Annotated in this window: 23 protein-coding genes; 13 read left to right on the top strand and 10 right to left on the bottom strand. The window is 65.0% G+C overall.

Features of this window, described 5'->3' with window-relative positions:
* Positions 1 to 3 precede the first annotated feature (3 nt).
* From pcaF to paaZ, 3 genes are read left to right on the top strand one after another with little or no spacing between them, the layout of a single operon-like run.
* On the top strand, positions 4 to 1,206 hold the full coding sequence (gene pcaF / locus AC1MGT_RS08320; RefSeq protein WP_499503800.1) for a 3-oxoadipyl-CoA thiolase: 1,203 nt from the start codon (positions 4 to 6) through the stop codon (positions 1,204 to 1,206).
* 4 nt (positions 1,207 to 1,210) lie between these two features.
* Entirely contained in the window at positions 1,211 to 1,810 is a 600-nt protein-coding gene (locus tag AC1MGT_RS08315) for a phenylacetic acid degradation protein PaaY (protein ID WP_183556256.1), read from the top strand.
* Positions 1,811 to 1,826: 16 nt separating this feature from the next.
* Positions 1,827 to 3,899: a phenylacetic acid degradation bifunctional protein PaaZ gene (gene paaZ / locus AC1MGT_RS08310; RefSeq protein ID WP_499503799.1), complete on the top strand. Its 2,073-nt coding sequence runs from the start codon at positions 1,827 to 1,829 to the stop codon at positions 3,897 to 3,899.
* Between the two features lie 130 nt (positions 3,900 to 4,029).
* On the opposite strand, the gene AC1MGT_RS08305 is transcribed toward paaZ, so the two are convergent.
* Positions 4,030 to 4,695, bottom strand: coding sequence for an HAD-IA family hydrolase (locus AC1MGT_RS08305; protein WP_499503798.1), 666 nt, complete (start codon positions 4,693 to 4,695; stop codon positions 4,030 to 4,032).
* 76 nt (positions 4,696 to 4,771) lie between these two features.
* Positions 4,772 to 6,169, bottom strand: a complete 1,398-nt coding sequence (gene argH / locus AC1MGT_RS08300) for an argininosuccinate lyase (RefSeq protein WP_499503797.1) — start codon at positions 6,167 to 6,169, stop codon at positions 4,772 to 4,774.
* 199 nt (positions 6,170 to 6,368) lie between these two features.
* Here argH and AC1MGT_RS08295 point away from each other — a divergent pair, with 199 nt between their 5' ends.
* On the top strand, positions 6,369 to 6,806 hold the full coding sequence (locus tag AC1MGT_RS08295) for a GNAT family N-acetyltransferase (protein WP_499503796.1): 438 nt from the start codon (positions 6,369 to 6,371) through the stop codon (positions 6,804 to 6,806).
* A 67-nt stretch (positions 6,807 to 6,873) separates the two neighbouring features.
* Positions 6,874 to 8,118 (top strand): cyanophycinase, encoded by a 1,245-nt coding sequence (locus AC1MGT_RS08290; RefSeq protein ID WP_499503795.1) that lies wholly within the window; start codon positions 6,874 to 6,876, stop codon positions 8,116 to 8,118.
* Positions 8,119 to 8,122: 4 nt separating this feature from the next.
* Here the strand turns inward: AC1MGT_RS08290 and AC1MGT_RS08285 are convergent, their stop codons facing one another.
* The gene (locus tag AC1MGT_RS08285) at positions 8,123 to 9,154 is read right to left on the bottom strand and encodes an alpha/beta fold hydrolase (protein WP_499503794.1); all 1,032 of its coding nucleotides are present in this window, start codon (positions 9,152 to 9,154) and stop codon (positions 8,123 to 8,125) included.
* A gap of 153 nt (positions 9,155 to 9,307) precedes the next feature.
* Between AC1MGT_RS08285 and AC1MGT_RS08280 the strand changes: the two genes are divergently transcribed.
* Positions 9,308 to 10,720: an IgA Peptidase M64 gene (locus tag AC1MGT_RS08280; protein WP_499503793.1), complete on the top strand. Its 1,413-nt coding sequence runs from the start codon at positions 9,308 to 9,310 to the stop codon at positions 10,718 to 10,720.
* Between the two features lie 144 nt (positions 10,721 to 10,864).
* Positions 10,865 to 11,359 carry a hypothetical protein gene (locus tag AC1MGT_RS08275; RefSeq protein ID WP_499503792.1) on the top strand — a complete coding sequence of 165 codons (495 nt, stop codon included), beginning with the start codon at positions 10,865 to 10,867 and terminating at the stop codon, positions 11,357 to 11,359.
* A gap of 361 nt (positions 11,360 to 11,720) precedes the next feature.
* On the opposite strand, the gene parC is transcribed toward AC1MGT_RS08275, so the two are convergent.
* Positions 11,721 to 14,060, bottom strand: a complete 2,340-nt coding sequence (gene parC, locus AC1MGT_RS08270; protein WP_499503791.1) for a DNA topoisomerase IV subunit A — start codon at positions 14,058 to 14,060, stop codon at positions 11,721 to 11,723.
* 45 nt (positions 14,061 to 14,105) lie between these two features.
* Positions 14,106 to 16,100 (bottom strand): DNA topoisomerase IV subunit B, encoded by a 1,995-nt coding sequence (locus tag AC1MGT_RS08265; protein WP_183556269.1) that lies wholly within the window; start codon positions 16,098 to 16,100, stop codon positions 14,106 to 14,108.
* Between the two features lie 173 nt (positions 16,101 to 16,273).
* On the opposite strand from AC1MGT_RS08265, the gene AC1MGT_RS08260 reads away from it, so the two are divergent.
* The 3 genes from AC1MGT_RS08260 to AC1MGT_RS08250 all read left to right on the top strand — a co-directional run bounded on the left by AC1MGT_RS08260 (position 16,274) and on the right by AC1MGT_RS08250 (position 18,657).
* The gene (locus AC1MGT_RS08260) at positions 16,274 to 17,098 is read left to right on the top strand and encodes a response regulator (protein WP_499503790.1); all 825 of its coding nucleotides are present in this window, start codon (positions 16,274 to 16,276) and stop codon (positions 17,096 to 17,098) included.
* Between the two features lie 65 nt (positions 17,099 to 17,163).
* The gene (locus tag AC1MGT_RS08255; protein WP_499503789.1) at positions 17,164 to 18,174 is read left to right on the top strand and encodes a gamma-glutamyl-gamma-aminobutyrate hydrolase family protein; all 1,011 of its coding nucleotides are present in this window, start codon (positions 17,164 to 17,166) and stop codon (positions 18,172 to 18,174) included.
* A gap of 135 nt (positions 18,175 to 18,309) precedes the next feature.
* Positions 18,310 to 18,657: a hypothetical protein gene (locus tag AC1MGT_RS08250; RefSeq protein WP_499503788.1), complete on the top strand. Its 348-nt coding sequence runs from the start codon at positions 18,310 to 18,312 to the stop codon at positions 18,655 to 18,657.
* A 12-nt stretch (positions 18,658 to 18,669) separates the two neighbouring features.
* On the opposite strand, the gene AC1MGT_RS08245 is transcribed toward AC1MGT_RS08250, so the two are convergent.
* The 4 genes from AC1MGT_RS08245 to AC1MGT_RS08230 form a co-directional block, all read right to left on the bottom strand.
* A complete protein-coding gene (locus AC1MGT_RS08245) occupies positions 18,670 to 19,797 on the bottom strand; it encodes a YbdK family carboxylate-amine ligase (RefSeq protein WP_499503787.1) in 1,128 nt (375 codons plus the stop codon).
* Positions 19,787 to 20,977: a cation:proton antiporter gene (locus tag AC1MGT_RS08240; RefSeq protein WP_499503786.1), complete on the bottom strand. Its 1,191-nt coding sequence runs from the start codon at positions 20,975 to 20,977 to the stop codon at positions 19,787 to 19,789. The genes AC1MGT_RS08245 and AC1MGT_RS08240 overlap by 11 nt, the downstream gene beginning before the upstream one ends.
* Before the next feature lie 71 nt (positions 20,978 to 21,048).
* Complete coding sequence (locus tag AC1MGT_RS08235; protein ID WP_343026116.1) at positions 21,049 to 22,218, bottom strand: vWA domain-containing protein; 1,170 nt, start codon at positions 22,216 to 22,218, stop codon at positions 21,049 to 21,051.
* Between the two features lie 25 nt (positions 22,219 to 22,243).
* Positions 22,244 to 23,101, bottom strand: a complete 858-nt coding sequence (locus tag AC1MGT_RS08230; protein ID WP_499503785.1) for an AAA family ATPase — start codon at positions 23,099 to 23,101, stop codon at positions 22,244 to 22,246.
* Positions 23,102 to 23,278: 177 nt separating this feature from the next.
* Between AC1MGT_RS08230 and AC1MGT_RS08225 the strand changes: the two genes are divergently transcribed.
* From AC1MGT_RS08225 to AC1MGT_RS08215, 3 genes are all read left to right on the top strand, one after another.
* On the top strand, positions 23,279 to 23,629 hold the full coding sequence (locus AC1MGT_RS08225) for a c-type cytochrome (RefSeq protein ID WP_332532242.1): 351 nt from the start codon (positions 23,279 to 23,281) through the stop codon (positions 23,627 to 23,629).
* An 8-nt stretch (positions 23,630 to 23,637) separates the two neighbouring features.
* Positions 23,638 to 23,976, top strand: a complete 339-nt coding sequence (locus AC1MGT_RS08220; RefSeq protein WP_499503784.1) for a c-type cytochrome — start codon at positions 23,638 to 23,640, stop codon at positions 23,974 to 23,976.
* A gap of 74 nt (positions 23,977 to 24,050) precedes the next feature.
* Positions 24,051 to 25,571, top strand: a complete 1,521-nt coding sequence (locus tag AC1MGT_RS08215) for a SulP family inorganic anion transporter (RefSeq protein WP_499503783.1) — start codon at positions 24,051 to 24,053, stop codon at positions 25,569 to 25,571.
* 24 nt (positions 25,572 to 25,595) lie between these two features.
* Here the strand turns inward: AC1MGT_RS08215 and AC1MGT_RS08210 are convergent, their stop codons facing one another.
* Complete coding sequence (locus tag AC1MGT_RS08210; protein ID WP_183556282.1) at positions 25,596 to 26,024, bottom strand: DUF1841 family protein; 429 nt, start codon at positions 26,022 to 26,024, stop codon at positions 25,596 to 25,598.
* Between the last annotated feature and the right edge of the window lies 1 nt (position 26,025).

The raw sequence follows: 26,025 nt of genomic DNA, 5'->3' as shown, positions 1-26,025 counted from the left end.
AGCATGCTTGACGCTTTCATCTGCGACGCAATCCGCACGCCCTTCGGCCGCTACGGCGGGCTTCTCTCGACCGTGCGCGCCGACGATCTGGCCGCGCTGCCCATCGCCGCGCTGATGGCGCGCAACCCCGGCGTGGACTGGGCCCAGGTCGATGACCTGTTCTACGGCTGCGCCAACCAGGCGGGCGAAGACAACCGCAACGTCGGCCGCATGGCCGCGCTGCTGGCCGGGCTGCCGCAGGACGTGCCGGCCAACACGATCAACCGCCTGTGCGGCTCGGGCATGGACGCCATTGGCACCGCCGCGCGCGCGATCAAGGCCGGCGAAGCGCACCTGGTGATCGCGGGCGGCGTCGAGAGCATGACGCGCGCGCCGTTCGTCATGGGCAAGGCCGACAGCGCGTTTTCGCGCGCCGCAAAAATCGAGGACACGACGCTCGGCTGGCGCTTCGTCAATCCGCGCATGAAGGCGCAGTACGGCATCGACTCGATGCCCGAAACGGCCGAAAACGTCGCGCGTGAATTCAATGTCAGCCGCGCCGACCAGGACGCGTTCGCACTGCGCAGCCAGCAGCGCTGGGCCCAGGCGCATGCCGCTGGCGTCTTCAAGGACGAGATCGTGCCGGTCACGCTCCAGGGCAAAAAAGAAACGCGTGTGGTCGACACCGACGAACAACCACGCGCTGACTCCAGCATCGAGGCGCTGGCCAAGCTGAAGGGCGTGGTAAGCCCGGACGGCTCGGTCACCGCCGGCAACGCCTCGAGCCTGAACGACGGCGCCTGCGCGCTGCTGCTGGCCTCTGGCGAGGCCGCAGCGCGCCACGGCTTGACCCCGCGCGCCCGCGTGATCGGCATGGCGACAAGCGGCCTGGCGCCGCGCATCATGGGTTTCGGCCCGGCGCCCGCCGTCAGGAAGCTGCTGGCGCAAACGGGCTTGAGGCTGGACCAGATGGACGTGATCGAATTGAACGAAGCGTTTGCCGCGCAGGGCCTGGCCGTGCTGCGCGACCTGGGCGTGCCGGACGATGCGGCGCACGTGAACCCGAATGGCGGTGCGATCGCGCTGGGGCACCCGCTGGGCGCGTCCGGTGCACGCCTCGTCATGACCGCAGTGAACCAGCTGCACCGCACCGGCGGGCGCTACGCGCTGTGCACGATGTGCATCGGCGTCGGCCAGGGCATCGCGCTGATCGTCGAGCGGGTCTAGCACGATGGTCAAAGTCTATGAAATCGATGGTGTGCGGCCCGTCGTGCATCCGAGCGCCTACGTGCATCCTTCCGCCGTGCTGATCGGCGACGTGATCGTCGGCCCGCGCTGTTATATCGGCCCGTGCGCGAGCCTGCGCGGCGACTTCGGGCGCCTGATCCTCGAAGAAGGCGCCAACCTGCAGGATTCGTGCGTGATGCACGGCTTTCCGCTGGAAGACACCGTGGTCGAAGTTGATGGTCACATCGGCCACGGCGCCGTGCTGCATGGCTGCCGCGTGGGGCGCAATGCGATGGTCGGCATGAACGCGGTGGTGATGGACAAGGCGGTCGTCGGCGCGGAATCGATCGTCGCCGCGATGAGTTTCGTGAAAGCGGGGATGGTCATCCCGCCGCGCTCGATGGTCATGGGCACGCCGGCCAAGGTGGTGCGCGCCTTGAGCGACGACGACGTTGCGTGGAAGAGCTTCGGCACGCGCCAGTACCACGAGCTGGCCGTGCGCTCGCTGCAGACGATGCGCGAAGTCGATGCCGACACCGCCGTGGCGCCGGACCGTGGCCGCATTGCATTCGACACGAGCGCGCTGCACACGCCGAAGTCCTGAACCTACTGGAGACCTTATGGGCCACATCCCGACACTGCAGAGCCTGATCGCCGGCCGCTGGCACGGCGCCGCATCGCACACGCCGCTGCACAGCGCGCTCGATAGCACCCTGATCTATCACACGCACGCCGAGAAGATCGACTTCGACGAAGCGCTCACCTTCGCGCGCAAGACGGGCGTCAAGGCGCTGATGCGCCAGACGTTCCAGGAGCGCGCCGCCGTGCTGAAGGCGCTCGCGCTGTACCTGATGGAGCGCAAGGAAGAACTGTATTCGATCTCGCACCTGACCGGCGCTACGCGCCAGGACAGCTGGGTCGACGTCGAAGGCGGCATCGGCACGCTGTTTGCGTACGCCAGCATGGGCTCGCGCGAGCTGCCGTCGTCGAACGTGCTGCACGAAGGCCCGGCCATCGCACTGGGCAAGCGGGGCGGCTTTGCCGGCACCCACATCCTGGTGCCGCGGGGCGGCGTGGCGGTGCACATCAACGCCTTCAACTTCCCGATCTGGGGCTTGCTCGAGAAATTTGCGCCGAGTTTCCTGGCCGCGATGCCGTGCATCGCCAAGCCGGCCACCGCCACCAGCTACCTGACCCACGCAGTGGTCAAGATGATGGTGGACTCGAACCTGCTGCCCGATGGCGCGCTGCAGCTCGTGATCGGCAGCACGGGCGACCTGCTCGATCGCCTCGGTGGTTTTGACGCCGTCACGTTCACCGGCTCGGCCGACACCGCGGCGATGCTGCGCGCGAACGGGAATCTGATTCGCGCCTCGGTGCCGTTCACCGCCGAAGCCGACTCGCTCAATTGCGCGGTGCTGGCGCCCGACGTGCTGCCTTCCGATCCCGAGTTCGACCTGTTCATCAAGGAAGTCGCACGCGAGATGACCGGCAAGGCCGGCCAGAAATGCACGGCGATCCGGCGCGTGATCGTGCCCGAAGCGCTGGTCGATGCGGTCGGCGAGCGGCTGCGCGAGCGGCTCGCGAAGATCACGGTGGGCGACCCGAAGGTGGAGGGGGTACGCATGGGTGCACTCGCCTCGATGGACCAGCACCGCGACGTGAGTGCGCGGGTCGAACTGCTCGCGCGCGGCAACGAGGTGCTGTTCGGTGCGCGCGACGGATTCAAGCCGGTCGGCGAGAACGTCGCCAGCGGCGCCTTCTTCTCGCCGACGCTGCTGTTATGCCGCAATGCGATGGTCAACGACGCCGTGCACGACGTGGAAGCGTTCGGCCCGGTCAGCACCCTGATGACCTACACCGACATCGACGAAGCGCTTGAGCTGGCGGCGCGCGGCAAGGGCAGCCTGGTGACCACCTTTGCGACCAAAGACCCGGCGCTGGCTGCGTACGCGGTGCCGATCGTGGCGGCATCGCACGGCCGCGTGCTGATCCTCGACCGCGAGGCGGCGGTGGACAGCACCGGCCACGGCTCGCCGCTGCCGCAACTGAAACACGGCGGGCCGGGGCGCGCCGGTGGTGGTGAAGAACTGGGCGGTATCCGGGCCGTGAAGCACTTTCTGCAGCGCGCGGCGGTCCAGGGTTCGCCCACGATGCTCGGCGCCGTCACGGGCGAATACGTGCGCGGCGGGGCGGTCAAGGAAAGCGACCTGCATCCGTTCCGCCGGCATTTCGAGGACCTGGAAGTCGGGCACTCGTTGCTGACGCACCGGCGCACGGTGAGCGAGGCCGATATCGTCAATTTCGGCGGCGTCTCGGGCGACTACTTCTACATGCACTTCGACGCCATCGCGGCCAAGGACACGCAGTTCGGGCAGCGCATCGCGCACGGTTACTTCGTGCTGTCGGCGGCTGCGGGCCTGTTTGTCTCGCCGGCGCCGGGGCCGGTGCTGGCCAATTATGGGCTGGACAACCTGCGCTTCGTGGCGCCGGTGGCGATCGGCGACACGATCCGCGCGCGCCTGACGTGCAAGCGCAAGGTCGATCGCAACCGGACGGACGAGCAGGGCCGGGGGCAGGGCGTGGTGGCGTGGGATGTGCAGGTGACCAACCAGCGCGATGAGCTGGTGGCCAGTTATGACATTTTGACGTTGGTGCAGAAGCGCGCAGTGGAAGAATCGCCGCGGCATTGAGCAACGGTTTGAACGCGTGGACGGGGAACCCGACTGCGCGTCCCGGTCCACCCTACTATCCGATGCATTAGGTAGGGTGGACGGCTGTGCCGTCCACGCGTTCAACGACCGTCGAACGGCTTGAAAAAAATTACGAGCGCGTACGCTGCAGACGCAGCAACCCGTCTGCCGTACGAATCGCCCGCAAATCATCGTAATCGGGCACGCCCGTCACATCGGTCTCGACCGGATGCTTGTGCGTGGCGGTGACCATCACGCTGTCCATGCCGGCGGCGGCGGCCGACTGCAGGCCGGCCAGCGTGTCTTCAAACACGAGGCATTCTTCCGGGCGCATGCCCAGCTTCTCGGCGCCGAGCAAAAACGGGTCCGGTGCCGGCTTGCCGTGCTTGACGTCTTCGGCTGCGACCAGCACCGGCGGCAGCGGCAGGCCGGCTGCGGCGATGCGCGCCTGGGCCAGCGCGCGCGGCGCCGACGTCACGATCGCCCAGCGCTCCGCTGGCAGCGTGGCCAGGAAAGCAGCCACACCGGCAATCGCTTCGATGCCGTCGACGTCCTCGATCTCGGCCAGCGTGATGCGGTGCGCTTCTGCCTCCGCGTCGATGTCGGGCAGGCCCAGGCCGCGCACGGTGTCGACGCTGCGCTTGCCGTGGATCGTCGGCAGGAACACGTCGACGTCCAGCCCGTGGCTGCGGGCCCAGTCCGCCCAGACGCGCTCGGCGGCGATGATGGATGTCAGGATGGTGCCGTCCATGTCGAACAGGAAGGCGGCGTAGTCGCGTGCGGGCAGTGCGGTCATGGCGTCATCAATCTAAAAAGGGCATGGAAAAGCGGGCCGGCGCTGTAGCAGCGCCGGCCCGCTTCGGGGTGCGAGATTACTCGGCCAGCTGCTTGCGCACGCGCTCGATGGCGATGCGGACCTGGTTCGGCGCGGTGCCGCCCACGTGGTCGCGCGCGGCCACCGAACCCTCGAGCGTCAGCACCGCGAACACGTCCTCTTCGATCAACGACGAGAACGTCTGCAGCGTCTCGAGCGACATTTCGGACAGGTCGCAACCGGCATCGTCGCAGGCGCGCACGGCATGCGCCACCGCTTCGTGGGCGTCGCGGAACGGCAGGCCGCGCTTGACCAGGTAGTCGGCCAGGTCAGTGGCCGTGGCATAGCCCTGCAGCGCTGCCGAGCGCATGTTCTCGGCCTTGACCGTGATGCCCGAGGCCATGTCGGTGAAGATGCGCAGCGTGTCCATCACGGTGTCGATTGTGTCGAACAGCGGTTCCTTGTCTTCCTGGTTGTCCTTGTTGTAGGCCAGCGGCTGGCCTTTCATCAGGGTCAGGAGGCCAATCAGGTGACCATACACGCGGCCGGTCTTGCCGCGCGCGAGCTCCGGCACGTCCGGGTTCTTCTTTTGCGGCATGATCGACGAGCCGGTGCAGAAGCGGTCGGCGATGTCGATGAAGCCGATGCGCGGGCTGATCCACATGACCAGTTCTTCGGACATGCGCGAGATGTGCATCATCAGAATCGATGCGGCGGCCGTGAACTCGATGGCGAAGTCGCGGTCTGACACTGCATCGAGCGAGTTGTGGCACACGTCGTCAAAACCAAGCGTTTTGGCCACGCGCAGGCGGTCGATCGGGAAGGTGGTGCCGGCCAATGCGGCGGCGCCCAGCGGCAGGCGGTTCACGCGGCGGCGTGCGTCGAGCATGCGCTCGGCGTCGCGGCCGAACATTTCGACGTAGGCCAGCATGTGGTGGCCAAAGGTGATCGGTTGGGCCACCTGCAGGTGCGTAAAGCCCGGCATGATCGTGTCGGCGTGGCGTTCGGCCAGGTCGGTCAGGGCGCCGCGCAGGCTGGCGAGCAGCGTGACGATGTCGTCGATCGCGGCGCGCACGTACAGGCGGATGTCGGTTGCGACCTGGTCGTTGCGCGAGCGGCCCGTGTGCAGGCGTTTGCCGGCGTCGCCCACCAGTTCGGTCAGGCGTTTTTCGATGTTCAGGTGCACGTCCTCGAGGTCGAGCAGCCACTCGAAGCTGCCGGCGTCGATCTCGGCCCGGATCTGGGTCATGCCACGTTCAATTTCAGCGCGGTCGTGTTCGCTGATGATGCCTTGCGCGGCCAGCATCTCGGCATGCGCCAGCGAGCCCTCGATGTCGTGCGGCGCCAGGCGTTTGTCGAAGAAGACCGATGCGGTGTAGCGCTTGACGAGATCCGATACAGGTTCGGAGAAGCGGGCAGACCAGGCTTCGGCTTTTTTGGAGAATTGTTCGGTCATGTTGGGATTCCGGTTGGGGATCCCTCGATTATAAACTGCGCTGCCTGTGTGCCATGCGGCATGGCTGGCCGGGCTCGCAGGCAGGCTTGCAGGCAGACTCGCAGGCAGGCCCTGGCAAAATCCGGTGCGGCACGTCACATCGCCGCTTGCGTTGGTACCAATCGGCGCTAGAATGACTTTTTGTCACCTTGTCCAGGCCATGATGACGAACGATTCCAGCTTCGAGGTCAGCACTGACCAGACCCGTCTCGACATTCCAATGATCTACCGCTTTCTCAGCGAGCAGTCCACCTGGGCCGTGGGGATTTCGCGGCCCGTCGTCGAGCGCGCCATCGAAAACTCGCTGTGCTTTGGCGGCTACCTCGATGGTCGCCAGATCGCCTTTGCGCGCGTGATCACCGATTTTTCCACCTTCGCCAACCTGGTGGACGTGTTCGTCGTGCCGGAAGCGCGTGGCTGTGGTTATGGCAAGCAATTGATCGGTGTGGTGATGCGGCATCCCAGCCTGCAGCAATTGCGCCGCTTCACGCTGGCCACGTCGGATTGCCACGGCCTGTACGAACGCTTCGGGTTCACGCCGCCGTTGCGTCCAGAGACATTGATGGAGCGTTACTTTCCCAACATCTACTTATCCTGAGCGCACTCAACACGGCGACGTGAAACTGGAATCAGGCTTACGCTGATGACTTATCGGGGGAAGCCGCATGTTCCAATCTGTCGTCCGTGTTGTTGTCCATGCCACGCTCGCACTGGGCGTCGTCACCAGCATCAGTAGCCACGCCGCTGAGTTGCCGTCCATGCCATCGTCACCGCAGCCGAAGGGCTCGCTCGTCATCATCGGTGGCGCGCTGCGCGATGACAACGACGCCGTCTGGACGCGCATCGTGCAGCTTGCCGGCGGCAAAAACGCCCGCATCGCGGTGTTCGCTTCGGCCTCGGCCAGCCCGGAACGGGCCGGCAACTATCTCATCGAACGTCTGAACCAGCACGGCGCCAGCGCCTTCTTCGTCCCCGTCGCCGAACGCCTCGACGGTTCCGACGTGCGCGCCGCAGCCGAAGATCCGGCGCTGGTCGAGGCGGTGCGTTCGGCTGGCGGCGCCTACTTCTCGGGCGGCGACCAGGCGCGCATCACGAATGCGCTGCGCCGGCCCGACGGCAGCAACACGCAACTGCTCGATGCGCTGTGGGACATGTACCGGCGCGGTGGCGTCATCGCCGGCTCGAGCGCCGGCGCTGCCATCATGAGCGCCACGATGTTCGGCCATCCGCGCTCGGTGCTGGGCACGCTGCAGCATGGCGTGGCCGATGGCCGCCAGATCACGCGCGGCCTGGGCTTCATCGGCGACGACGTCTTCATCGACCAGCACCTGCTGGTGCGCGGGCGCTTTGCGCGCATGCTGCCAGCGATGCTGGCCAAGGGCTACAACATCGGCCTGGGCATCGACGAGAACACGGCGATGGTCGTTGGCCCGAAGCGCGACGTCGAAGTGCTCGGCTATCGTGGCGCGCTGCTGGTTGACCTGAGCAACGCCGCCACGCGCGACGGTACGTTCAACCTCAGTAACGGCCGGCTGAGCTATCTCGATAACGGCGACCGCTTCAACCTGGACAGCAAGGTGTTCACACCGGCGCCCGAGAAAGTGCGCGGCAAGCTCGATGCGAACAAGCCGTACTGGCGCGGGCCGCTGTTCTCGGCCGATATCCTCGGCAACGGCACGGTGGTCGACCTGATGTCCAAGCTGGTCGACAGTGACCAGCCGGATGCAATCGGCTTGTCGCTCGACAGCCCGAATGCCGACCGGCCCGACCTCGGCTTCGAGTTCAAGCTCGGCCGGGTGAACGAGACGGTCGGCTACCAGTCGGCGTACAGCGAAGCCTATTCGGTCTACAACGTGCGGCTCGATATCCGGCCGATCGTGGTGCAACGGCCGTTGTATCAGTACCGGTGATCGCTCAGTCGCAGCGCCAGTGCAGCCGCTCGGCCAGCACCTGGCGCTGTGCGTCGATCAGCGGGCCGTTCGGATCGTGGCCGGCGCGCGGCACCTCGACCAGAGCCTTGTCGGGCGCCGTGATGGCCTCGAAGAAGCGGCGCGTGACCTTCGGCTCGGTCAGCAGGTCTTCAGTTCCCTGCACCAGATAGACCGGCAGCTCGTAGCGCGTTCCCAGGCGGTACAGGTCCATCGTGGACGCCATGCCGTCGCCTTTCCAGCCGACGAACTTCAGGAACGAATAATCCTCGCCTTCGGTGTAGTCGGCCTTTGCCTGCGGCGAAGCATACAAAGGCAGTACCTCGAACCAGGATGGCGGCGTTGGATCGATGTTGGGCGCCTCGTACTTGCGCACGGCGCGCCGCACGATGCCGAAGTTGCGCGGATTGGTCCAGGGCGGCGGGCCAAGCGCCTCCAGTTGCGTGACGGTGGCAGTGTCGTTCGCTGCCCTCGCGCGTGCAATGACCGTGTTCCACGACGTGGCATTGTCCCGGTAACCTACCAACTGGGCCACGCCAACATAGGCGCAGAACAGCCCCGGCTTTTCTTTGGCCATGTGGGCGCCGATCATCGAGCCCCACGAGCTGCCCAGCAGGATCACCTTGTCTCTGCCGAAACGCTGCGTCAGATAGCGCGCCACATCGAGGCCATCGTCGCGCAGCTGGTCGATGCGCAAGGGGACGTCCTCGCCGGGGCGGTGACGGCCCCAGGTCATGCCGCTGCCGCGCTGATCCCACTGCGCCAGCGTGATGTGCTTGCGCCACGAGGCATACGGGCCGGCACCAAACACCGAAGTCGGATTGCCCGGGCCGCCATGCACGTACAGCAGCACCGGATTGGCACAGTCGTCGCCGCTGACGGTGACCCACTGCGCGATGCCACCGATCTCCACGAAACCGCTTTCGTCGATCGGCTGGCCGGGCTTGCAGATTGGAGCGGCATGGGCCAGGCAGGCACTGAACAGCGGAACAGCAAGGCAGGCGCGCAGGCAAAACATCGGGACTCCGGATGGACAAGGATGACCAGGCTGATTGTGGCGTGGCTACCCAACCGGGTCAATCGCCCTGGCCTGGCACATCTGACAGGTGACGGCGTCGCCGCAGCTCACCGCGGGCTTAGAATAGCGCGATCTACTTGTCGGGGATTCGCAATGCGCCTGTTTCACTCCTTCGCTGCGCTGCTGCTTGGCGCATTCGCTTCACTTGCCCACGCCGCGCAGCCGGCTACGGTCCGCCTGGACTACACGCACAGCGGCAATGCGCTGGCCGATGGCTACGCGATCGAACGCGTCGTTATCGAGCCGTTGCCCTGGCCAGGCAGCGCCGCGCGCAATCTGGACGACACCAACCGTGGCCAGAACCGGGTCGAAGTGGTTGATCCGAAAACGGGCGACGTGCTGTACTCGCGCGGTTTCTCCACCGTGTTCGGCGAATGGCGCACGACCGAGGAAGCAGGGCGCATCAGCCGCAGTTTCAGCGAGTCGGTGCGCTTCCCCCAGTTCGCGCAGCCGGTGCGCGTGCGCATCCTGAAGCGCGACGAGCGCAACCAGTTCTCAGTCGCCTGGAGCATCGACGTCGATCCGAACGCGCCCGATGTGGTCAAGCGCCAGCCGCCGCCAGCGGCAAAGCCGATCCCGATCCGCGTCAGTGGCCCGTCGCCCGACAAGGTCGACCTGCTGATTCTGGGTGATGGCTACACGCAGGCAGAGATGACCAAGTTCGAGCAGGATGCGCGGCGCCTGTCGGCGCATCTGTTTTCGGTGTCGCCGTTCAAGGAGCGGGCGAAGGACTTCAATGTCTTGGCGATGGCCGTGCCGACCGGGCAATCGGGCATCAGCCGGCCATCGACCGGCGTTCACCATTCCTCGGCGCTGGGTACGCGCTACGACATTTTTGGGAGCGAGCGCTATGTGCTCACGCTCGACAACCGCGCGCTGCGCGATATCGCCCAGCATGCGCCGTACGAATTCATCGAAATCCTTGTCAACAATGAGACCTACGGCGGCGGCGGGATCTTCGGCCAGTTCAGCACCGCGGCAGCCAGCAACGACTGGGCCGACTACCTGTTCGTGCACGAGTTCGGGCACCACTTCGCGGGCCTGGCCGACGAGTACTACACGTCGCCGGTGGCGTACGCTGCGGCGAGTGGACGCATGGAGCCGTGGGAACCGAACGTCACCGCGCTGCGTGACCCGGCCAGACTCAAATGGCAGCGTCATGTGACAGCTGGTACGCCGTTGCCGACGCCGTGGCCGAAGGCCGAGTACGAAGCCGCGTCGCGCGCCTACCAGAAAAAGCGCGCCGCGCTGCGCGAGGCCAACCGGCCGGAGTCGGAAATGAGCGCCTTGTTCCGTGAAGACCTCAAGCAGACCAACGCGCTGTTCGACGGGCAGCCGCACCGCCACGCGGTCGGGGCTTTTGAAGGCGCCAACTACGAGGCCAGCGGCTACTACCGGCCCGCGATGCAGTGCCTGATGTTCGACCGCAGCGATGCGTTCTGCCCGGTGTGCCGCGACGGCGTCACTGACATCATCGACTTGTACGCAGGCTCTGTTCATCAGTAATCTTTGCTTACAACTCTGACAATTTCTGCGTGTGCTGGCTAACAGACCGGACGGTGGTGAAGCCGTATTCTGGAATCACTGAAAAACAACAACGACTGCACGGGCAACCCGCTCTGTACAGCGACCACCAAAAGGAAATTCATCATGAACAAACTGATCGCAACCCTTATCGCCGGCCTGATGGTTACCGCTGCTCACGCCCAAACCACCGCACCAACCACCACCGCTGCGGACAACCGCATCGTGAAGGCGGAAGCCAGCGCTGAAAAAGACGTCATCAAGGCCGAACAAAAAGAAATCAAGGCCGCCGTCAAGGCTGACCAGAAGCTGAACAAGACCGTGGCCAAGGCCACCGAAGCCAAGGGCGACGCACATGCCAAGCTGGTCAAGACCCACACCGACGCTGCTGCGAACGTCGCCAAGGCCGATCCTGAAGACCGCGCCAAGGCAATGGCCAAGGCCGAAGGCAAAGTGGCTGACGCCAACCTGAAGGCCGAGAAGAAGATGATCAAGGCTGACGAGAAAGTGCTGAAAGCACAGGTCGACGCTGCTGCCGACAAGGCAACCGCTGCTGCCAAGACCGAACAGGTCCGCGCCGAAGCCCAGGCTGACGTGCACAAGGCTGCTGCAAAGAACTAAGCAAGTAGCTCCAATGAAAAATGCCGGCTCAGCCGGCATTTTTTTTGTCTGGAAAAGCGGGGAAAAGCGGGGGTCAGGTCTGACATTCGGACACGATCTCGACAGTCCGGTAGTCAAAACTAGCTGGCACCGCGCCATGCTACTACTGGGGCAAAATACCATTCAGAATGGCATAGCTGAGGTCGTGTCCGAATGTCAGACCTGACCCCGGGTGGGGAAATGGCATAGCTGAGGTCGTGTCCGAATGTCAGACCTGACCCCGGCTGGGGAAATGGCGTAGCTGAGGTCGTGTCCGAATGTCAGACCTGACCCCAGCTGTTTTATGACCCCAGCTGTGTTACTGAACGGGATTGTGGTCGCGTTACGTTTTCACGGTATCGGTTTCGGCTGCCCGCATTCCCAGATCATGCGCCTTCATGCGCGCTGACAAGGCCTTGCCCTTGCGCGAGCGCTTGCCGAAGTGTGGCTCCAGCCCCGATGCGAACAGCTCGACCGTGCGCGCCTTGTCGCCGGCCCAGGTGCCGATCACGTTCAGCCCCTTCTGATTGATCGGCTGCGCCGCCAGCATGGTTTCTTTTGGCTCGAGTTCCATCAGCGTCACGCCGCGGCCGCCATTGGTCAGCACCTTCATCTCGTCGATGCCGAACACCAGTACGCGGCCCTTTTCGGACAGGCACGCGATCGCGCCGCAGCTGTCGGTCACGACCCTTGGCGGCAGCGGCGTCGCGCCGTCGTTCAGCGTGATGAACGACTTGCCGCCTTTCAGACGGCTGACCATGTCGCCCGCCTTGGTGATGAAGCCGAAGGCGTCCGACGTCGACAGCAGCAGGCGCGTCTCGGGATTGCCGGCAAAGTAATGCAGGATGCGGATGCCGCCCGACAAATCGACCAGCGTCGTGATCGGCACGCCGTCACCGCGCGAACCAGGCAGCGCCGCGACCGGCACCGAATACACCTTGCCATTGTCGCCAATGCCCAGCAGATGGTCGACCGTGCGGCATTCGAACGCCTTGTACAGCGAGTCGCCGGCCTTGAACGCGAACTGCGCCGGGTCGTGGCCGATGCCGGTGCGGGCACGCACCCAGCCTTTTTCGGACACGATGACGGTCACCGGTTCGTCGACGACCTTCTGCTCGGCCACTGCGCGCTGCGCTTCTTCGATCACGGTGCGGCGCTCGTCGCCGAACTGCTTGGCGTCGGCTTCGATTTCGCGGATGATCAGGCGTTTCATCGACGATGGGTTCTCGAGGATGTCCTGCAGCTTTTCCTTTTCGCTGCGCAGGTCGGCCAGCTCTTGCTGGATCTTGATCGCTTCCAGGCGCGCCAGCTGGCGCAGGCGGATCTCGAGGATGTCTTCGGCCTGGCGCTCGCTCAGGCGGAATTCCTCGATCAGCGCGGCCTTCGGTTCATCCGAGTTGCGGATGATGGCGATGACCTTGTCGATGTTCAGCAGGACGGTCTCGCGGCCTTCCAGGATGTGGATGCGGTCGTTGACCTTGGCCAGCTTGAAGTCGGTGCGACGGCGGATCGTCGTGAAGCGATAGTCGATCCACTCCTGGATGATCGTGCCCAGACCCTTCTGGCGCGGACGGCCGTCGCCGCCGATCATCACCATATTGATCGGGCTGGACGACTCGAGCGACGTGTGCGCGAGCAGCATCAGCATGAATTCGTTCTGGTCCTGGTTCTTCGACTTTGGCTCGAACACCAGGCGCACCGCGGCTTCGCGGCCCGATTCGTCGCGCACCGTGTCGAGCGCGCCCAGCACGGTGTTCTTCAGCGCGAGCTGCTCGGGCAGCAGCGCCTTCTTGCCGGCCTTGACCTTCGGGTTGGTGAGTTCTTCGATTTCTTCGAGCACGCGCTGCGACGAGCAGCCCGGCGGCAGTTCGTAGACGATCGCCTGCCACTGGCCGCGCGCCAGTTCTTCGATCTTCCAGCGCGCGCGCACCTTCATCGACCCGCGGCCGACCGCGTACATGTCGGCGATGCTGGACGCTGGCGTGATGATCTGGCCGCCGCCCGGGAAGTCGGGGCCCGGCACGATGGCCATCAGCTCGGCGTGCGACATCTTGGGATTGCGGATCATGGCGACGGCGGCAGCAGCCACTTCGCGCAGATTGTGCGACGGGATCTCGGTGGCCAGGCCGACCGCGATGCCCGAGGCGCCGTTGAGCAGCACCATCGGCAGGCGTGCCGGCAGCGTGCGCGGCTCGGTCGTCGAGCCGTCGTAGTTCGGCTGCGAATCGACCGTGCCCATGTCGATTTCATCCATCAGGATGCGGGCAATCGGCGTCAGGCGCGCTTCGGTGTAGCGCATCGCGGCGGCGCCGTCGCCGTCGCGCGAGCCGAAGTTGCCCTGGCCGTCGATCAGCGGGTAGCGCAGCGAGAAGTCCTGCGCCATGCGCACCAGCGCGTCGTACACCGACTGGTCGCCGTGCGGGTGCAGTTTGCCGAGCACGTCGCCGACCACGGCCGCCGACTTGCGCGGCTTGGCGGTCGGGCCCAGGCCCAGTTCATTCATCGCGTACAGGATGCGGCGCTGGACCGGCTTCTGGCCGTCCGACACGTCCGGCAGTGCGCGGCCCTTGACCACCGAAACGGCGTAGTCGAGGTAGGCGCGCTCGGCGAAGGTGGAGAGGGTGAGCGTCTCGACGTCGGACGGCTCGTGTTGCTGTTCAAAGAGACTTGGTTGGTTCGTCATGGTGTCTGTTCTGTTGCGCGCGGGGCGGATGGCCGGTGCGGCGTATTAGATATCGGCCTCGGTCTCGTTTCCGTGTTCTTCGATCCAGGCGCGGCGCGCGGCGGCTTCGCCTTTGCCCATCAGCATATTGAAGCGTGCCGACGATTCGGCGTGGTCGTAGTCGCCCAAAAACACGGGCAGCAGGCGGCGCGTGTCCGGGTTCATCGTCGTTTCCCACAGCTGCTCGGCGTTCATCTCGCCCAGGCCCTTGAAGCGCGAGATGCTCCACACGCCTTCCTTCAGGCCTTCTTTTTTCAGCTTGTCCTCGATGGCCAGCAGCTCACCCGAGTCGAGTGCATACAGCTTCTGGATCGGCTTCTTGCCGCGCGCGGGCACGTCGACGCGGAACAGCGGCGGGCGCGCGATGCAGATGTTCCCGTTCGCGAACAGCGCCGGAAAGTGTTTGAAGAACAGCGTGAGCAGCAGCACCTGGATGTGCGAGCCGTCGACGTCGGCATCGGACAGGATGCAGATCTTGCCATAGCGCAGACCGGTCAGGTCGGGCGAGTCGCTGGCACTGTGCGGATCGACGCCGATCGCCACCGAGATATCGTGGATTTCATTGTTGGCGAACAGGCGGTCGCGGTCGGTCTCCCACGAGTTGAGCACCTTGCCGCGCAGCGGCAGGATGGCCTGGAATTCCTTGTCGCGGCCCATCTTGGCCGAGCCGCCGGCCGAGTCGCCCTCGACCAGGAACAGCTCATTGCGCGTGATGTCGTTCGATTCGCAATCGGTCAGTTTGCCTGGCAACACGGCCACGCCCGACGATTTTTTCTTTTCGACTTTCTGCAGCGAGCGCAGGCGCGATTGCGCCTGCCGGATCACGAGTTCGGCCAGCTTCTTGCCGTATTCGACGTGCTGGTTCAGCCACAGTTCGAGCGGCGGCCTGGTGAAGGTCGAGACCAGCTTGAGCGCATCGCGCGAATTCAGGCGTTCTTTCGTCTGGCCCTGGAATTGCGGGTCCAGCACCTTGGCCGACAGCACGAACGAGACGCGCGCGAACACGTCCTCGGGCAGCAGCTTGACGCCTTTTGGCAGCAGGCCATGCAGCTCGACGAAGTTCTTGACGGCGCCATACAGGCCGTCGCGCAGGCCCGCTTCGTGCGTGCCGCCGCTGACGGTGGGGATCAGGTTGACGTAGGATTCACGCACCACGCCGCCTTCTTCGGTCCAGGCCACGACCCAGGCCGCGCCTTCGCCTTCGGCAAAACTGTCGTCGCCGGCGGCCGCGTACTGCGCGCCTTCGAACAGCGGGATCAGGGTTTCGCCGGTGGAGCTTTGCGCCAGCGCCTCGGTCAGGTAGCCACGCAGGCCTTCGTCGTAGCGCCAGGTCTGCACTTCGCCCTTGGCGTTCGTGAGCGTGACCGTCACACCCGGCAGCAGCACGGCTTTCGAGCGCAGCAGGCGCTGCAGGTCGTTCATCGGGATGGTTGGCGAATCGAAGTATTTGCCGTCCGGCCAGGCCGTGACGCGCGTGCCGTTCTTCTTGCCGCCGCGCTCGAATGGCGCGGAGGTGAGGGGTTCGATCACGTCGCCAGCGGCGAACACCAGCTTGTGCTGGCCGTTGCCCTGATCGTCCTTGCGCCAGACTTCGATCTCGAGACGCTTGGACAGCGCATTGGTGACCGACACGCCGACGCCGTGCAGGCCGCCCGAGAACGCATACGCGCCGCCCGAGCCTTTGTCGAATTTGCCACCGGCGTGCAGGCGCGTGAACACGATCTCGACCGTGGACACGCCTTCTTCAGGGTGGATGCCGACCGGGATGCCGCGGCCGTCATCTTCGACCGTGATCGAGCCGTCCGGGTTCATCGTGACGCTGATGTTCTTGCAATAGCCACCCAGCGCCTCGTCGGAGGCGTTGTCGATCACTTCCTGGATGATGTGGAGCGGATTTTCCGTGCGGGTGTACATGCCCGGACGCTGTTTCACAGGTTCGAGTCCCTTGAGGACACGGATGGATGATTCGCTGTAGTCTGGAGCGGGTTTCTTGGAGGCCATCTTGAAGAGTATTTGTAGAATGCGTTGGCATTCTATCTTGTCGAGCGGAAAAGGAAATGCTTTTTAACTGTATAAATATACAGTATTTTGCGCTTATGTCGTGCTTTTCGCCTTGCATCTTTGTGTTAGATTACGCTGTAAATACATAATCGATGCAAGAAGGGTGGGGCCCGATGCAGCGATCCCATTGTCTGTTCACCGTGCGTCCGATCGGCTTTGATCCGGTTGAAACCGCCCGGCTGGCGGCGCTGCTCGAAGACGCGCCGGGCGCCGGGCCGTCGTATTCTTGCCTGCATGCCGATAGTTTGCAAGAGCCGGATCTGCTGGTTGCCAATGGCGACAACCCGTTTGCGCTGGCACAACTGGCGCGCCGGCCACCCGATGCACTGCAACCGGCACTGGTCATCGGCGGCACTGACGCCACTTGTTGGCCAACTCTGACCCGCCCACTTGACCAACGGGCATTGCATGGCCGGCTGGCCGAACTGCTCGACACGCGCGTGCATGCGCTGGCCCAGCAGGGCGCCCGTGCGCGCCGCGTGCTGGCCGAACGCCGCCGCCGTCCGCGTCTGGGGCCGGATCTTGAAACGCCCGCATTCTACACGCGACTGCGCCATGGGCCCGTCGATGGTTCGGTATTGATCGTCGATCAGGCGTGCAACCTGCGCAACCGGGTGGCACAGGTGCTCGGGCCGCGCCGGATCGGCGTCGAATGGACCGACAGCCGGGCCGCCGCCGTGCGCCTGTGCGACGAGACGCCGGTGGCGCTGGTCCTGATCAACACGGCCGCCCCGGGCATCGAACCGTATGCGCTGTGCTCATCGATCAAGGCGCAGGCCGGCGCCGGGCGCACGCCGGTCGTGTTCATGGTCGCGCCATCGTTTCAGTACGACAGCGCCCGCGCCCGGCTGGCCGGCGCGCGCGGCTTGCTCGAGACGCCCGTGGCAGGGCGCCACCTGATGCTGACCTTCCAGAAGCTGCTCGACGTGCCGGTCTGAGCGCATGGCGACCTTTTGTAACAACTTTGAATCGTGCGCAGCATTGCCGAAGTTATATTATTGACATGACCGAAGACGAACCCATCAAGCGCAAGCCAGACGACCCCTCGCCCGAGGCGGATATCGATGAACGTCGCGAGACGCGCGTGCGCGTGCCCGACCGGCGCGCCAGCGGCGGCCAGCACGCACGCGGACCGGCGCGCTATATGCGCGATGGCGACAACCCGGTGGCCCTGGCTGGCCGGGTCATCACGTCGCGCTTTCGCTCGCTGCGTGAACGCTTCAGTCGCGACATCATGCAGCGCACGCTGCACATCGGCGTCTCGGCCCGCATCTTCCATCCCGAAGCCGGCGCCAAGGGGCTGTTGAGCAAAAACCTGCAGTATCTCGAGGAGTCCATTGCCCAGTGGGTCATGTCGCGCGACGTGCTGGTGTTCATGATCCCGACGGTCAACACCAACGGCTTGCTCCACCCCAGCAACATCACGCTGCGCCACTATGCACGTCACCTGGATGGCCTGGTGCTGCAGGGCGGCGCCGACGTCGCGCCGCAAACCTATTCTGAAACGCCCACGCGCCCCGAATGGAGCGGCGACCGCGCACGCGACGTGTACGAACTCGAACTGCTGCACGAATTCGTCGACGCCGGCAAACCGGTCCTGGGAGTGTGCCGTGGCTGCCAGCTGATCAACGTCGCCTTTGGCGGCACGCTGCACCAGGACGTCGCCACCGACCGTCCCGACGCGCTGGCACATGTGCACGACCTGTACGATGCGCACCGTCATGCGATCGTGTTCCCCAAGGGCTCGTCCCTGGGCCGCATGTTCCCCAATATCCAGCAGGCGATGGTCAACTCGATTCACCACCAGGCCGTCAAGGACCTGGGGCGCGATATCCGCATCGAAGCCATGTCCGAGCCGGACGGCATCATCGAGGCGATCCGCTACCAGCGCGCCAACTTCGTCATGGGCTTGCAATGGCACCCCGAGTTCCACCGCGCGGGCGGCGTCGACCTGCTCGATTGCACGCCGGTGCTGGATGAATTCCTGCGCGCAGCGCGCGAGACGCGCCTGTAGAAATTCGTCAGCAGTCTGCCTGCGATACTGCCGGAGCGCGCGCGAAAACGCTTGCTTTCACCGTGTGGCACGTGAATAATGAAATGAGAATCATTCTCATTTCATTGCTTCACTTCGGCCCATGGAGACTTTCGCATGACGATTTCCCCCACATCCGCCACGCCATCCGCAGTAGCCGAGCCGCGCAACCAGGACACGCTCCTGGTTGCCTCGCTCCTGCACCTGATGTCGCATTACAGCGCGAAAGGCGACGGCGAGCCGCCGTGCGTCAAGCTGGCGTCCGTGATCGAGCGCCACCTGTGCGCGCTGGCGCGCCTGCCGACGATCGACCCGGTGCTGCGCGCTACCTGCGAGCAACTGGCCGATCAGTGGGCGAACGTGGTCGACGCCAGGCTGCCGGTGCCGGCGCCAGCCAAACAACCGCTGCTGGCGCGCTTCATGAAAACGGGCTGGGTGGGCAAGGGCATGCCAGTGGCCGGGTAAGCGGTTGCCCGATCAGGCGCTGCGGTCACCCCGGAAGTGCCCGATCGCCGCATTGACCATGCCTTCGACCGAGCCTTCGCGCTCCGCGTGCCGACGCAGGATCGCCGCGTCGCTGCCGCCGCGCGCGGCTGCTGCCAGGTGCTGCAGCGCCTCGACGCTGCCCAGCGCTTCCGCGTGCGGCAGCATCCGTTCGAGCGTGGCCAGGATATCGTCGCGGATCACGATGCTGTCGTAGGTTTTCGGGTGCGTGATGCTGCCATCCAGGCCAAAGCGGCAGGCCTGGAAGCGGTTGTAGTTGTAGACCAGGTAGTCGTCTTCAACAGGGGCATCATCCTTGCGCTCGAGCAGATGGCGACACAGCGCCTGCAGGTAGGCGGCCAGCGCCGCGGCCCGCTCCACGGTCAGCGGCGTGTCGCACACGCGCAGCTCGATCGTGCCGAATTCGGGCTTGGGCCGCAGGTCCCAGTAAAAATCCTTCATGCTCTTGATGATGTTGGTGCGTTCCATCTTGGCGAAGTACACGTCGGTGAACTCCTGCCAGCTGAGCGTGAAGGGCGCGCGCCCGCTCATCGGAAACGCAAACACGGAATTTAAGCGTGCCGATTCGAACAGGCTGTCGTGGCCCTGCACGTACGGCGACGACGCCGACAGCGCGATAAAGTGCGGCAGGTAGCGGTTCAGCGCGTGCAGCAGGTACATCGCATCGTCGCCATTGGCGCAGCCGATGTGCACGTGCTGGCCGAATACCGTGAACTGCTTGGCCAGGTAGCCGTACAGCTGCGACAGGTATTCATAGCGCGGCTTGGCTGAAATGCGCTGGTCGGACCAGTGCTGGAACGGGTGCGTGCCACCGCCGGCGATGCCGATATTGAGCGTGTCGCTGGCCGCGACGAGCGTGTCGCGGATCTCGGTCAGTTCGGCCAGCAAGGGACCATACGCCGTGTGCACGCTCGAATTAATCTCGATCATGCTCTCGGTGATCTCGGGCGTGACGTTGCCGGGGAACGGCTTGCGCTCCAGCAGATGCATCAGGTCGGGGCTGGCGGCGGTCAGGTTGAAGTCCGACAGGTTGACCAGTTGCAGTTCGAGCTCGACCCCGAAGGTGAGCGGCGTGGACGGGGTAAACGCGTCAAGCGGCATGATGGGACTCCGGTGCTTCGTGCGCCCAGATCAGGGCGCGCTGGATGATGATCGGGCCAACCACTTCGAGCAGCATCGCCACCGCGGCCATCGCGTGCAGGTCGTCGACCACTTTCAGGCCGGCATAGCGCGCATGTTCGAGCATCAGGATCACGAACACGGCCAGCGGCGCCAGGCCCAGGCCCGTGAGCGCGCCCTTGCGCCAGGTGACGCCCGACAGGTGCGAGAACGCGGCCACGCCGGCGGTCTTGGCCAGCAGCCGCACCAGCACCACGACCACCGCCATCACACCACCGGCCGCCACCAGGCGCCAGTCGAGGGTCGAGGCGGCATACACGAACAGCAGCACGGTGAGCACTTCGCCGAGCGCGCCGAAATTGCGCTGGGTCTGGGTAAAGGTCGCGCGGCGCGAGCGCACGGTCAGGCCGAAGGCCAGCGCCGCCACGACCGGCGACAGGCCGGCGACGTCGCACATCGATACGAGCAAAATCACGGCCAGCGCAAACGCGACGGTTGTGTCCTGCTGCGCATTGCCGATCGCGCGCAGCAGCGCCGGCACCAGCAGGCCGAACACGGCACCGGCCACGATCGACGCGGCGAGCATGACCAGGCTTTGCCACAGTGCCTCGCTGACGGCGTCCTGCGTGTGGAACAGCCAGACGCCGATGATGGCATTGAACGCGAATACGGCCAGCACGCAGTTCTGGGCCGACAGGTGCAGCACGCGCTCGGTCATCTGGCCCGAGCTTTTCTGTTCATTGATGACCCGCAGGACGGTGGCGGGCGACGTGGCCATCGAGAGTGCCGCCATCAGCAGCGCCGTGATCTGGGCCGCGCCAAATGCGATGGCGACGAGGTAGACGAGGCCGAACGTCAGGCTTGACTCGACCAGGCCGGCCACGCCGATCCACGGATTGTTGACGAGCCAGCGCAGATTGATGCGGTTGCCCAGTTCGAACAGGACCAGGCCGAAGGCGATATTGGCCAGCAGTGAGACCGGGCCCAGATCGGCCGCAGGCAGCACGCCGATCTGCGAGCTGCCCAGCGCGAAGCCCACCAGGCCGTAGAAGCTGATGCGGGGCAGGCCGGTCCAGCGCTGGCCAAATTCACCGGCCAGCCACGCCAGCGCAATCGCCAGGGGCCAGGCAAGGCTCGTCAATACGGACAACAGGTCAGGCATGCGGTCTCCTTCTTCTTATCGTTGCGCGATTCTAGTGCGCCCGGCGGCTCGCGTCCGTGTTCGTGCTAACACTACTTGCTCAACAGGCGCATGGCCCGTTCCAGGCCCTCCAGCGTGATCGGGAACATCCGGTTGCTCATCACCTGGCGAATCAGCGCGATCGATTGGCGGTACTGCCACAGGTGCTCGGGCTCCGGATTGAGCCAGGCGCACTTCGGAAACGCGGTCATGAAGCGCGCCAGCCAGACCGCGCCGGCTTCGTCGTTGTTGTATTCGACCGAGCCACCGGGCGCCATGACTTCGTAGGGACTCATGGTCGCGTCGCCGACGAACAGCACGCGCGTATCGGCCGGGTATTTACGCAGCACGTCCCAGGTGGCGAAGCGCTCGCTGTGGCGGCGTGCGTTGTTCTTCCACAGGTAGTCGTAGACGCAGTTGTGGAAGTAGTAGAACTCCATGTTCTTGAATTCGCTGCTGGCGGCCGAGAACAGTTCTTCAGTGCGCTCGATATGGTCGTCCATCGAGCCGCCGACGTCGAACAGCATCACGACCTTGATCCGGTTCTTGCGCTCGGGCCGCATGCGGATGTCGAGCCAGCCGGCATTGCTGGCGGTGGCGCGGATCGTGTCGTCCAGCGCCAGTTCATCAGCCGCGCCCTGGCGCGCGAAGCGGCGCAGGCGGCGCAGCGCCACCTTCAGGTTGCGCGTGCCCAGTTCGCGCTCACCGTCGTAGTCGCGGTAGGTGCGCTGGTCCCATACCTTGACGGCGGTGCGGTTGCGGCTCTCGCCGCCGATGCGGATGCCTTCCGGGTTGGTGCCGCCATGCCCGAATGGCGACGTGCCGCCGGTACCGATCCACTTGCTGCCGCCCGCGTGGCGTTCCTTCTGCTCTTTGAGCAGTTCCTGCAGGCGCTGTTGCAGCTTGTCGTAGCCGAATTTTTCGAGCTGCGCCTTTTGCTCGGGCGTGAGTTCGCGCTCGAAGCGCTTGATCAGCCAGTCGAGTGGAATCTCGGCTTTCGCGTCGAACACCGCATCGATGCCGCGGAACCAGGCGCCGAAGACGCGATCGAACTTGTCGAAGTGGGCTTCGTCCTTCACCAGCGTCAGGCGCGCGAGGTAGTAGAAGTCGTCGAGCGACGGGGCGATCACGCCGCGTTGCAGCGCGTCGAGCAGCGTCAGGAATTCGCGGATCGAGACCGGGATGCGGGCCTCGCGCAGGGCGCGGAAAAAATCGATCAGCATCGCATCGAGGGGGCTGGCGCCACCATCACCGGTTGTTCCGCGCCATGAACATCAGGCGCTCGAACAGGCCCACGTCCTGCTCGTTCTTGAGCAGGGCGCCGTGCAGCGGCGGGATGCCCACCTTGCCTTCGGCACTCGCACGCAGGGCCTCGGCCGGCACGTCCTCGGCCAGCAGCAGCTTGAGCCAGTCGAGAAATTCCGACGTCGATGGCTTCTTCTTGATGCCGGGGACATCGCGCATGGCATAGAAGCTTTGCAGCGCCGCGGCCAGCAGGTCCTGGCGCAGGTTCGGGAAGTGCACGCCGACGATGTCGGCCATCGTCTCGCGGTCAGGGAACTGGATGTAGTGGAAGAAGCAGCGGCGCAGGAACGCGTCCGGCAGTTCCTTCTCGTTGTTGGATGTGATGATCACGAGCGGGCGGTGGGTGGCCACAACCATCTCGCGCGTCTCATACACATAGAACTCCATGCGATCGAGTTCGCGCAGCAGGTCGTTCGGAAACTCGATGTCGGCCTTGTCGACCTCGTCGATCAGGAGCACGACGGGTTCGGGCGCCGTGAAGGCTTGCCACAGCACGCCCTTGACGATGTAGTTCTGGATGTCGCGCACGCGCTCGTCGCCCAGTTGCGAGTCGCGCAGGCGCGAGACGGCGTCGTATTCGTACAGGCCCTGCTGGGCCTTGGTGGTCGATTTGACGTGCCACTGCAGCAGCGGCATGTCCAGGCTGGCCGCGACTTCTTCGGCCAGCATGGTCTTGCCGGTGCCCGGCTCGCCCTTGATCAGGAGCGGGCGGCCCAGCGTCAGGGCCGCGTTGACGGCCAGTTTCAGGTCGGCGGTGGCGACGTATTTGTCGCTGCCTTCGAAGCGGGGAGCAGCATGCATGGCGGGTGCTTTGTCGAGTCGGTCGGTGGCAGGAAGTATACGCCATAACCCCGGGCGCGCCGCCGCCGTCCGGTTTGTAGACTGGTGACAAGTCTTCAGATAGAATCGGCCCGTTGGTAGACCTTTGCTAACTTTTTATGCGGTTGCGGTTTTCGAATTACAACTAACGAGACGCCCATGAAAACAAGTTTGGCACCATTGGTACTGGCAGCATGCGCCTGTACCGCCGGCAGCGCCGTCGCCACGGCCGCAGAAGTCGTCGGCAACCCCAAGGCGGCCGTCGCCAAGATCGAGATGTGCATCGGTTGCCACGGCATCCAGGGCGGCTACAAGACGGCCTTTCCCGAGGTCTACCGGGTGCCGATGATCGGCGGCCAGTCGGCAAAGTATCTCGAAGCGGCCCTCAAGGCCTACCGCAAGGGCGACCGCAAGCATCCGTCGATGGTCAATATCGCCAAGTCGCTGAGCGACCAGGACATTGCCGACGTGGCGGCCTATTACTCCCAACAGACGGTGGCCTCGCGATGAACCACGCCATGCAACGGATTGTCTTTTCAATGGTATTGGGCGCGCTGGGCGCGAGCGCATCGGCCGCCGACGTCGCGCGCGGCGCGGCGCTGGCCAAGACGCACAACTGCGCCTCGTGCCATGGCGCCGATTTCAACAAGCCGATCGACCCGAGCTACCCCAAGCTGGCCGGGCAGCACGCCGACTACCTGACGACGGCGCTGCGTGCCTACAAGCGCGGCGCCGGCCCGAACGGGCGCGTGAACCCGATCATGGCGGCGCTGGTGCAGCCGCTGTCGAACCGCGACATGGCCGATCTGGGCGCGTACCTGGGCAGTTTGCCGGGCCAGCTGGTGACCAAAAAATAAGCCCGGCGCCAGACGCGCAAGGCGCTTGCTGGTAACATGCGAGCCCCTTGCCGCGTCACCCGCCGGAGCTCTTCGTGTTACCTCTTTCTCCTTCCTACCTCAAAACCAACCTGCTCAGCGGCCTGACGGTCGCCCTGGCCCTCGTGCCGGAGGCGATTGCCTTCGCCCTGGTTGCCCACCTGTCGCCGCTCACCGGCCTGTACGCGGCCGTGCTGGTTGCCTTCATCACGTCCGCGTTCGGCGGGCGGCCCGGGATGATCTCGGCTGCCGCCGGCTCGCTGGCCGTCGTGATGATCGCGCTGGTGGTGCAGCATGGCGCGCAGTACCTGCTGGCGGCCGTGGTGCTCATGGGCGTGCTGCAACTGCTGTTTGCCGCCGCGCGGCTCGGCAAATTCATCCGCATGGTGCCGCATCCGGTGATGCTCGGCTTCGTCAACGGGCTGGCGCTGGTGATTTTTCTCGCCCAGTTCGGGCACTTCAAGGTGGCGGGCCCTGACGGCACGCCCCAATGGATGCCGGCCGTGCAGCTGGTCACGATGGGCGTCATCATCGCCATCACGATGGCGGTGATCTACCTGACGCCGCGCATCACCAAAGCGGTGCCGTCCACGCTGGTAGGCATCCTGGTGGCCAGCGTCGGTTGCGCGCTGCTGGGCGTCGAGACGCGCACCGTGGGCGACCTCGGTTCCATCGCCGGCGGCTTGCCCAGCTTCGCACTGCCCGACGTGCCAATGACGTGGGACACGCTGCGCATCGTGTTCCCGTACGCGCTCGTGATGGCGGGCGTGGGCCTGATCGAATCGCTCCTCACGCTCACCTTGATCGACGAAATCACCGACACGCGCGGCCAGCCGAACCGCGAATCGCTGGCACTGGGCGCGGCCAACGTCGTCAGCGGCGTGTTTGGCGGGATGGGCGGCTGCGCGCTGATCGGCCAGAGCATGATCAACGTGAATAGCGGCGCGACCGGGCGCCTGTCGGGCATCGCGGCGGCTTTGATCCTGCTGTGCTTCATCCTGTTCGGCTCCAGCTGGATCGAGGCGATTCCACTGGCGGCGCTGATCGGCGTGATGTTCGTCGTCTGCGAAAAGACCTTTGAATGGGGCACGTTCCGCCTGGCCGGCCGCGTGCCGCGCGCGGACCTGTTCGTGGTCGTGCTGGTGGCGGCGATCACGCTGCTGGTCGATCTGGCGGTGGCGGTGCTGACCGGCGTGATCGTCTCGGCGCTGGTGTTCGCGTGGCAGCATGCGCGCCAGGTGAAGGCGGCGGTCGCGGTCGATGATCAAGGCTGGAAGGTGTACGCGCTCGACGGCACGCTGTTCTTCGCGTCAGTGAGTGCGTTTCAGGGCATCTTTACGCCGAAGGACGATCCGCAGGATGTCGTGATCGACTTTTTGCACGCGCGCGTGGTGGACCATTCGGCGATCCAGGCGATCGACGCGCTGGCCGAGCGTTATCGCCTGCTGGGCAAGCGCCTGCACCTGCGCCATCTTAGCCCCGACTGCCGCGAGCTGCTGGAAAAGGCGCAGGACATGATCGAGGTGAACCTGGTGGAAGACCCGCGTTACCGGGTCGCGGACGATAAGCTGGCGTAAATCACGCGCAAGTCACGTCGGCATTCAGGCAAACGCACGGCGCCGCACACACTCGATATACGCCTCGGTGTCCGGCGGCACGCCACCCCGCTGCGACGCCCAGATCATCTCGCCCAGGCATTCCATGATTTCGTGGTGGGCATCGTGCTCGCCCCGTTTGGCCACCAGCATGTCGTGCGCGGCGCGGATGCCGCGCGGCTGGTCGATCGAGATCTGCTCGGCGATCGACAGGTGCATCGACAGGTGCAAAAACGGATTGGGCTTGCCGCCTTCGACCGAATAGTCGCGCGCAATCGCCGCCTCGATGTCCTCGAACTGGTCGTGGTATTCGGGATGCTGCACGATCCAGTCGGCCGCGATGGCGTCCATCGGCGTCAGGATTTCGCCATTGCGTTGCTTGCGATAGGCGTCGCAGAAAAAGCGGCGCACGTCGTGCGAGGACGGAGTGAACATG

The sequence above is a fragment of the Telluria sp. BA11 genome, assembly GCF_056680305.1.
Note: the sequence above shows the minus strand (reverse complement) of the source record. Positions and strands in the feature narration are given on the sequence as shown.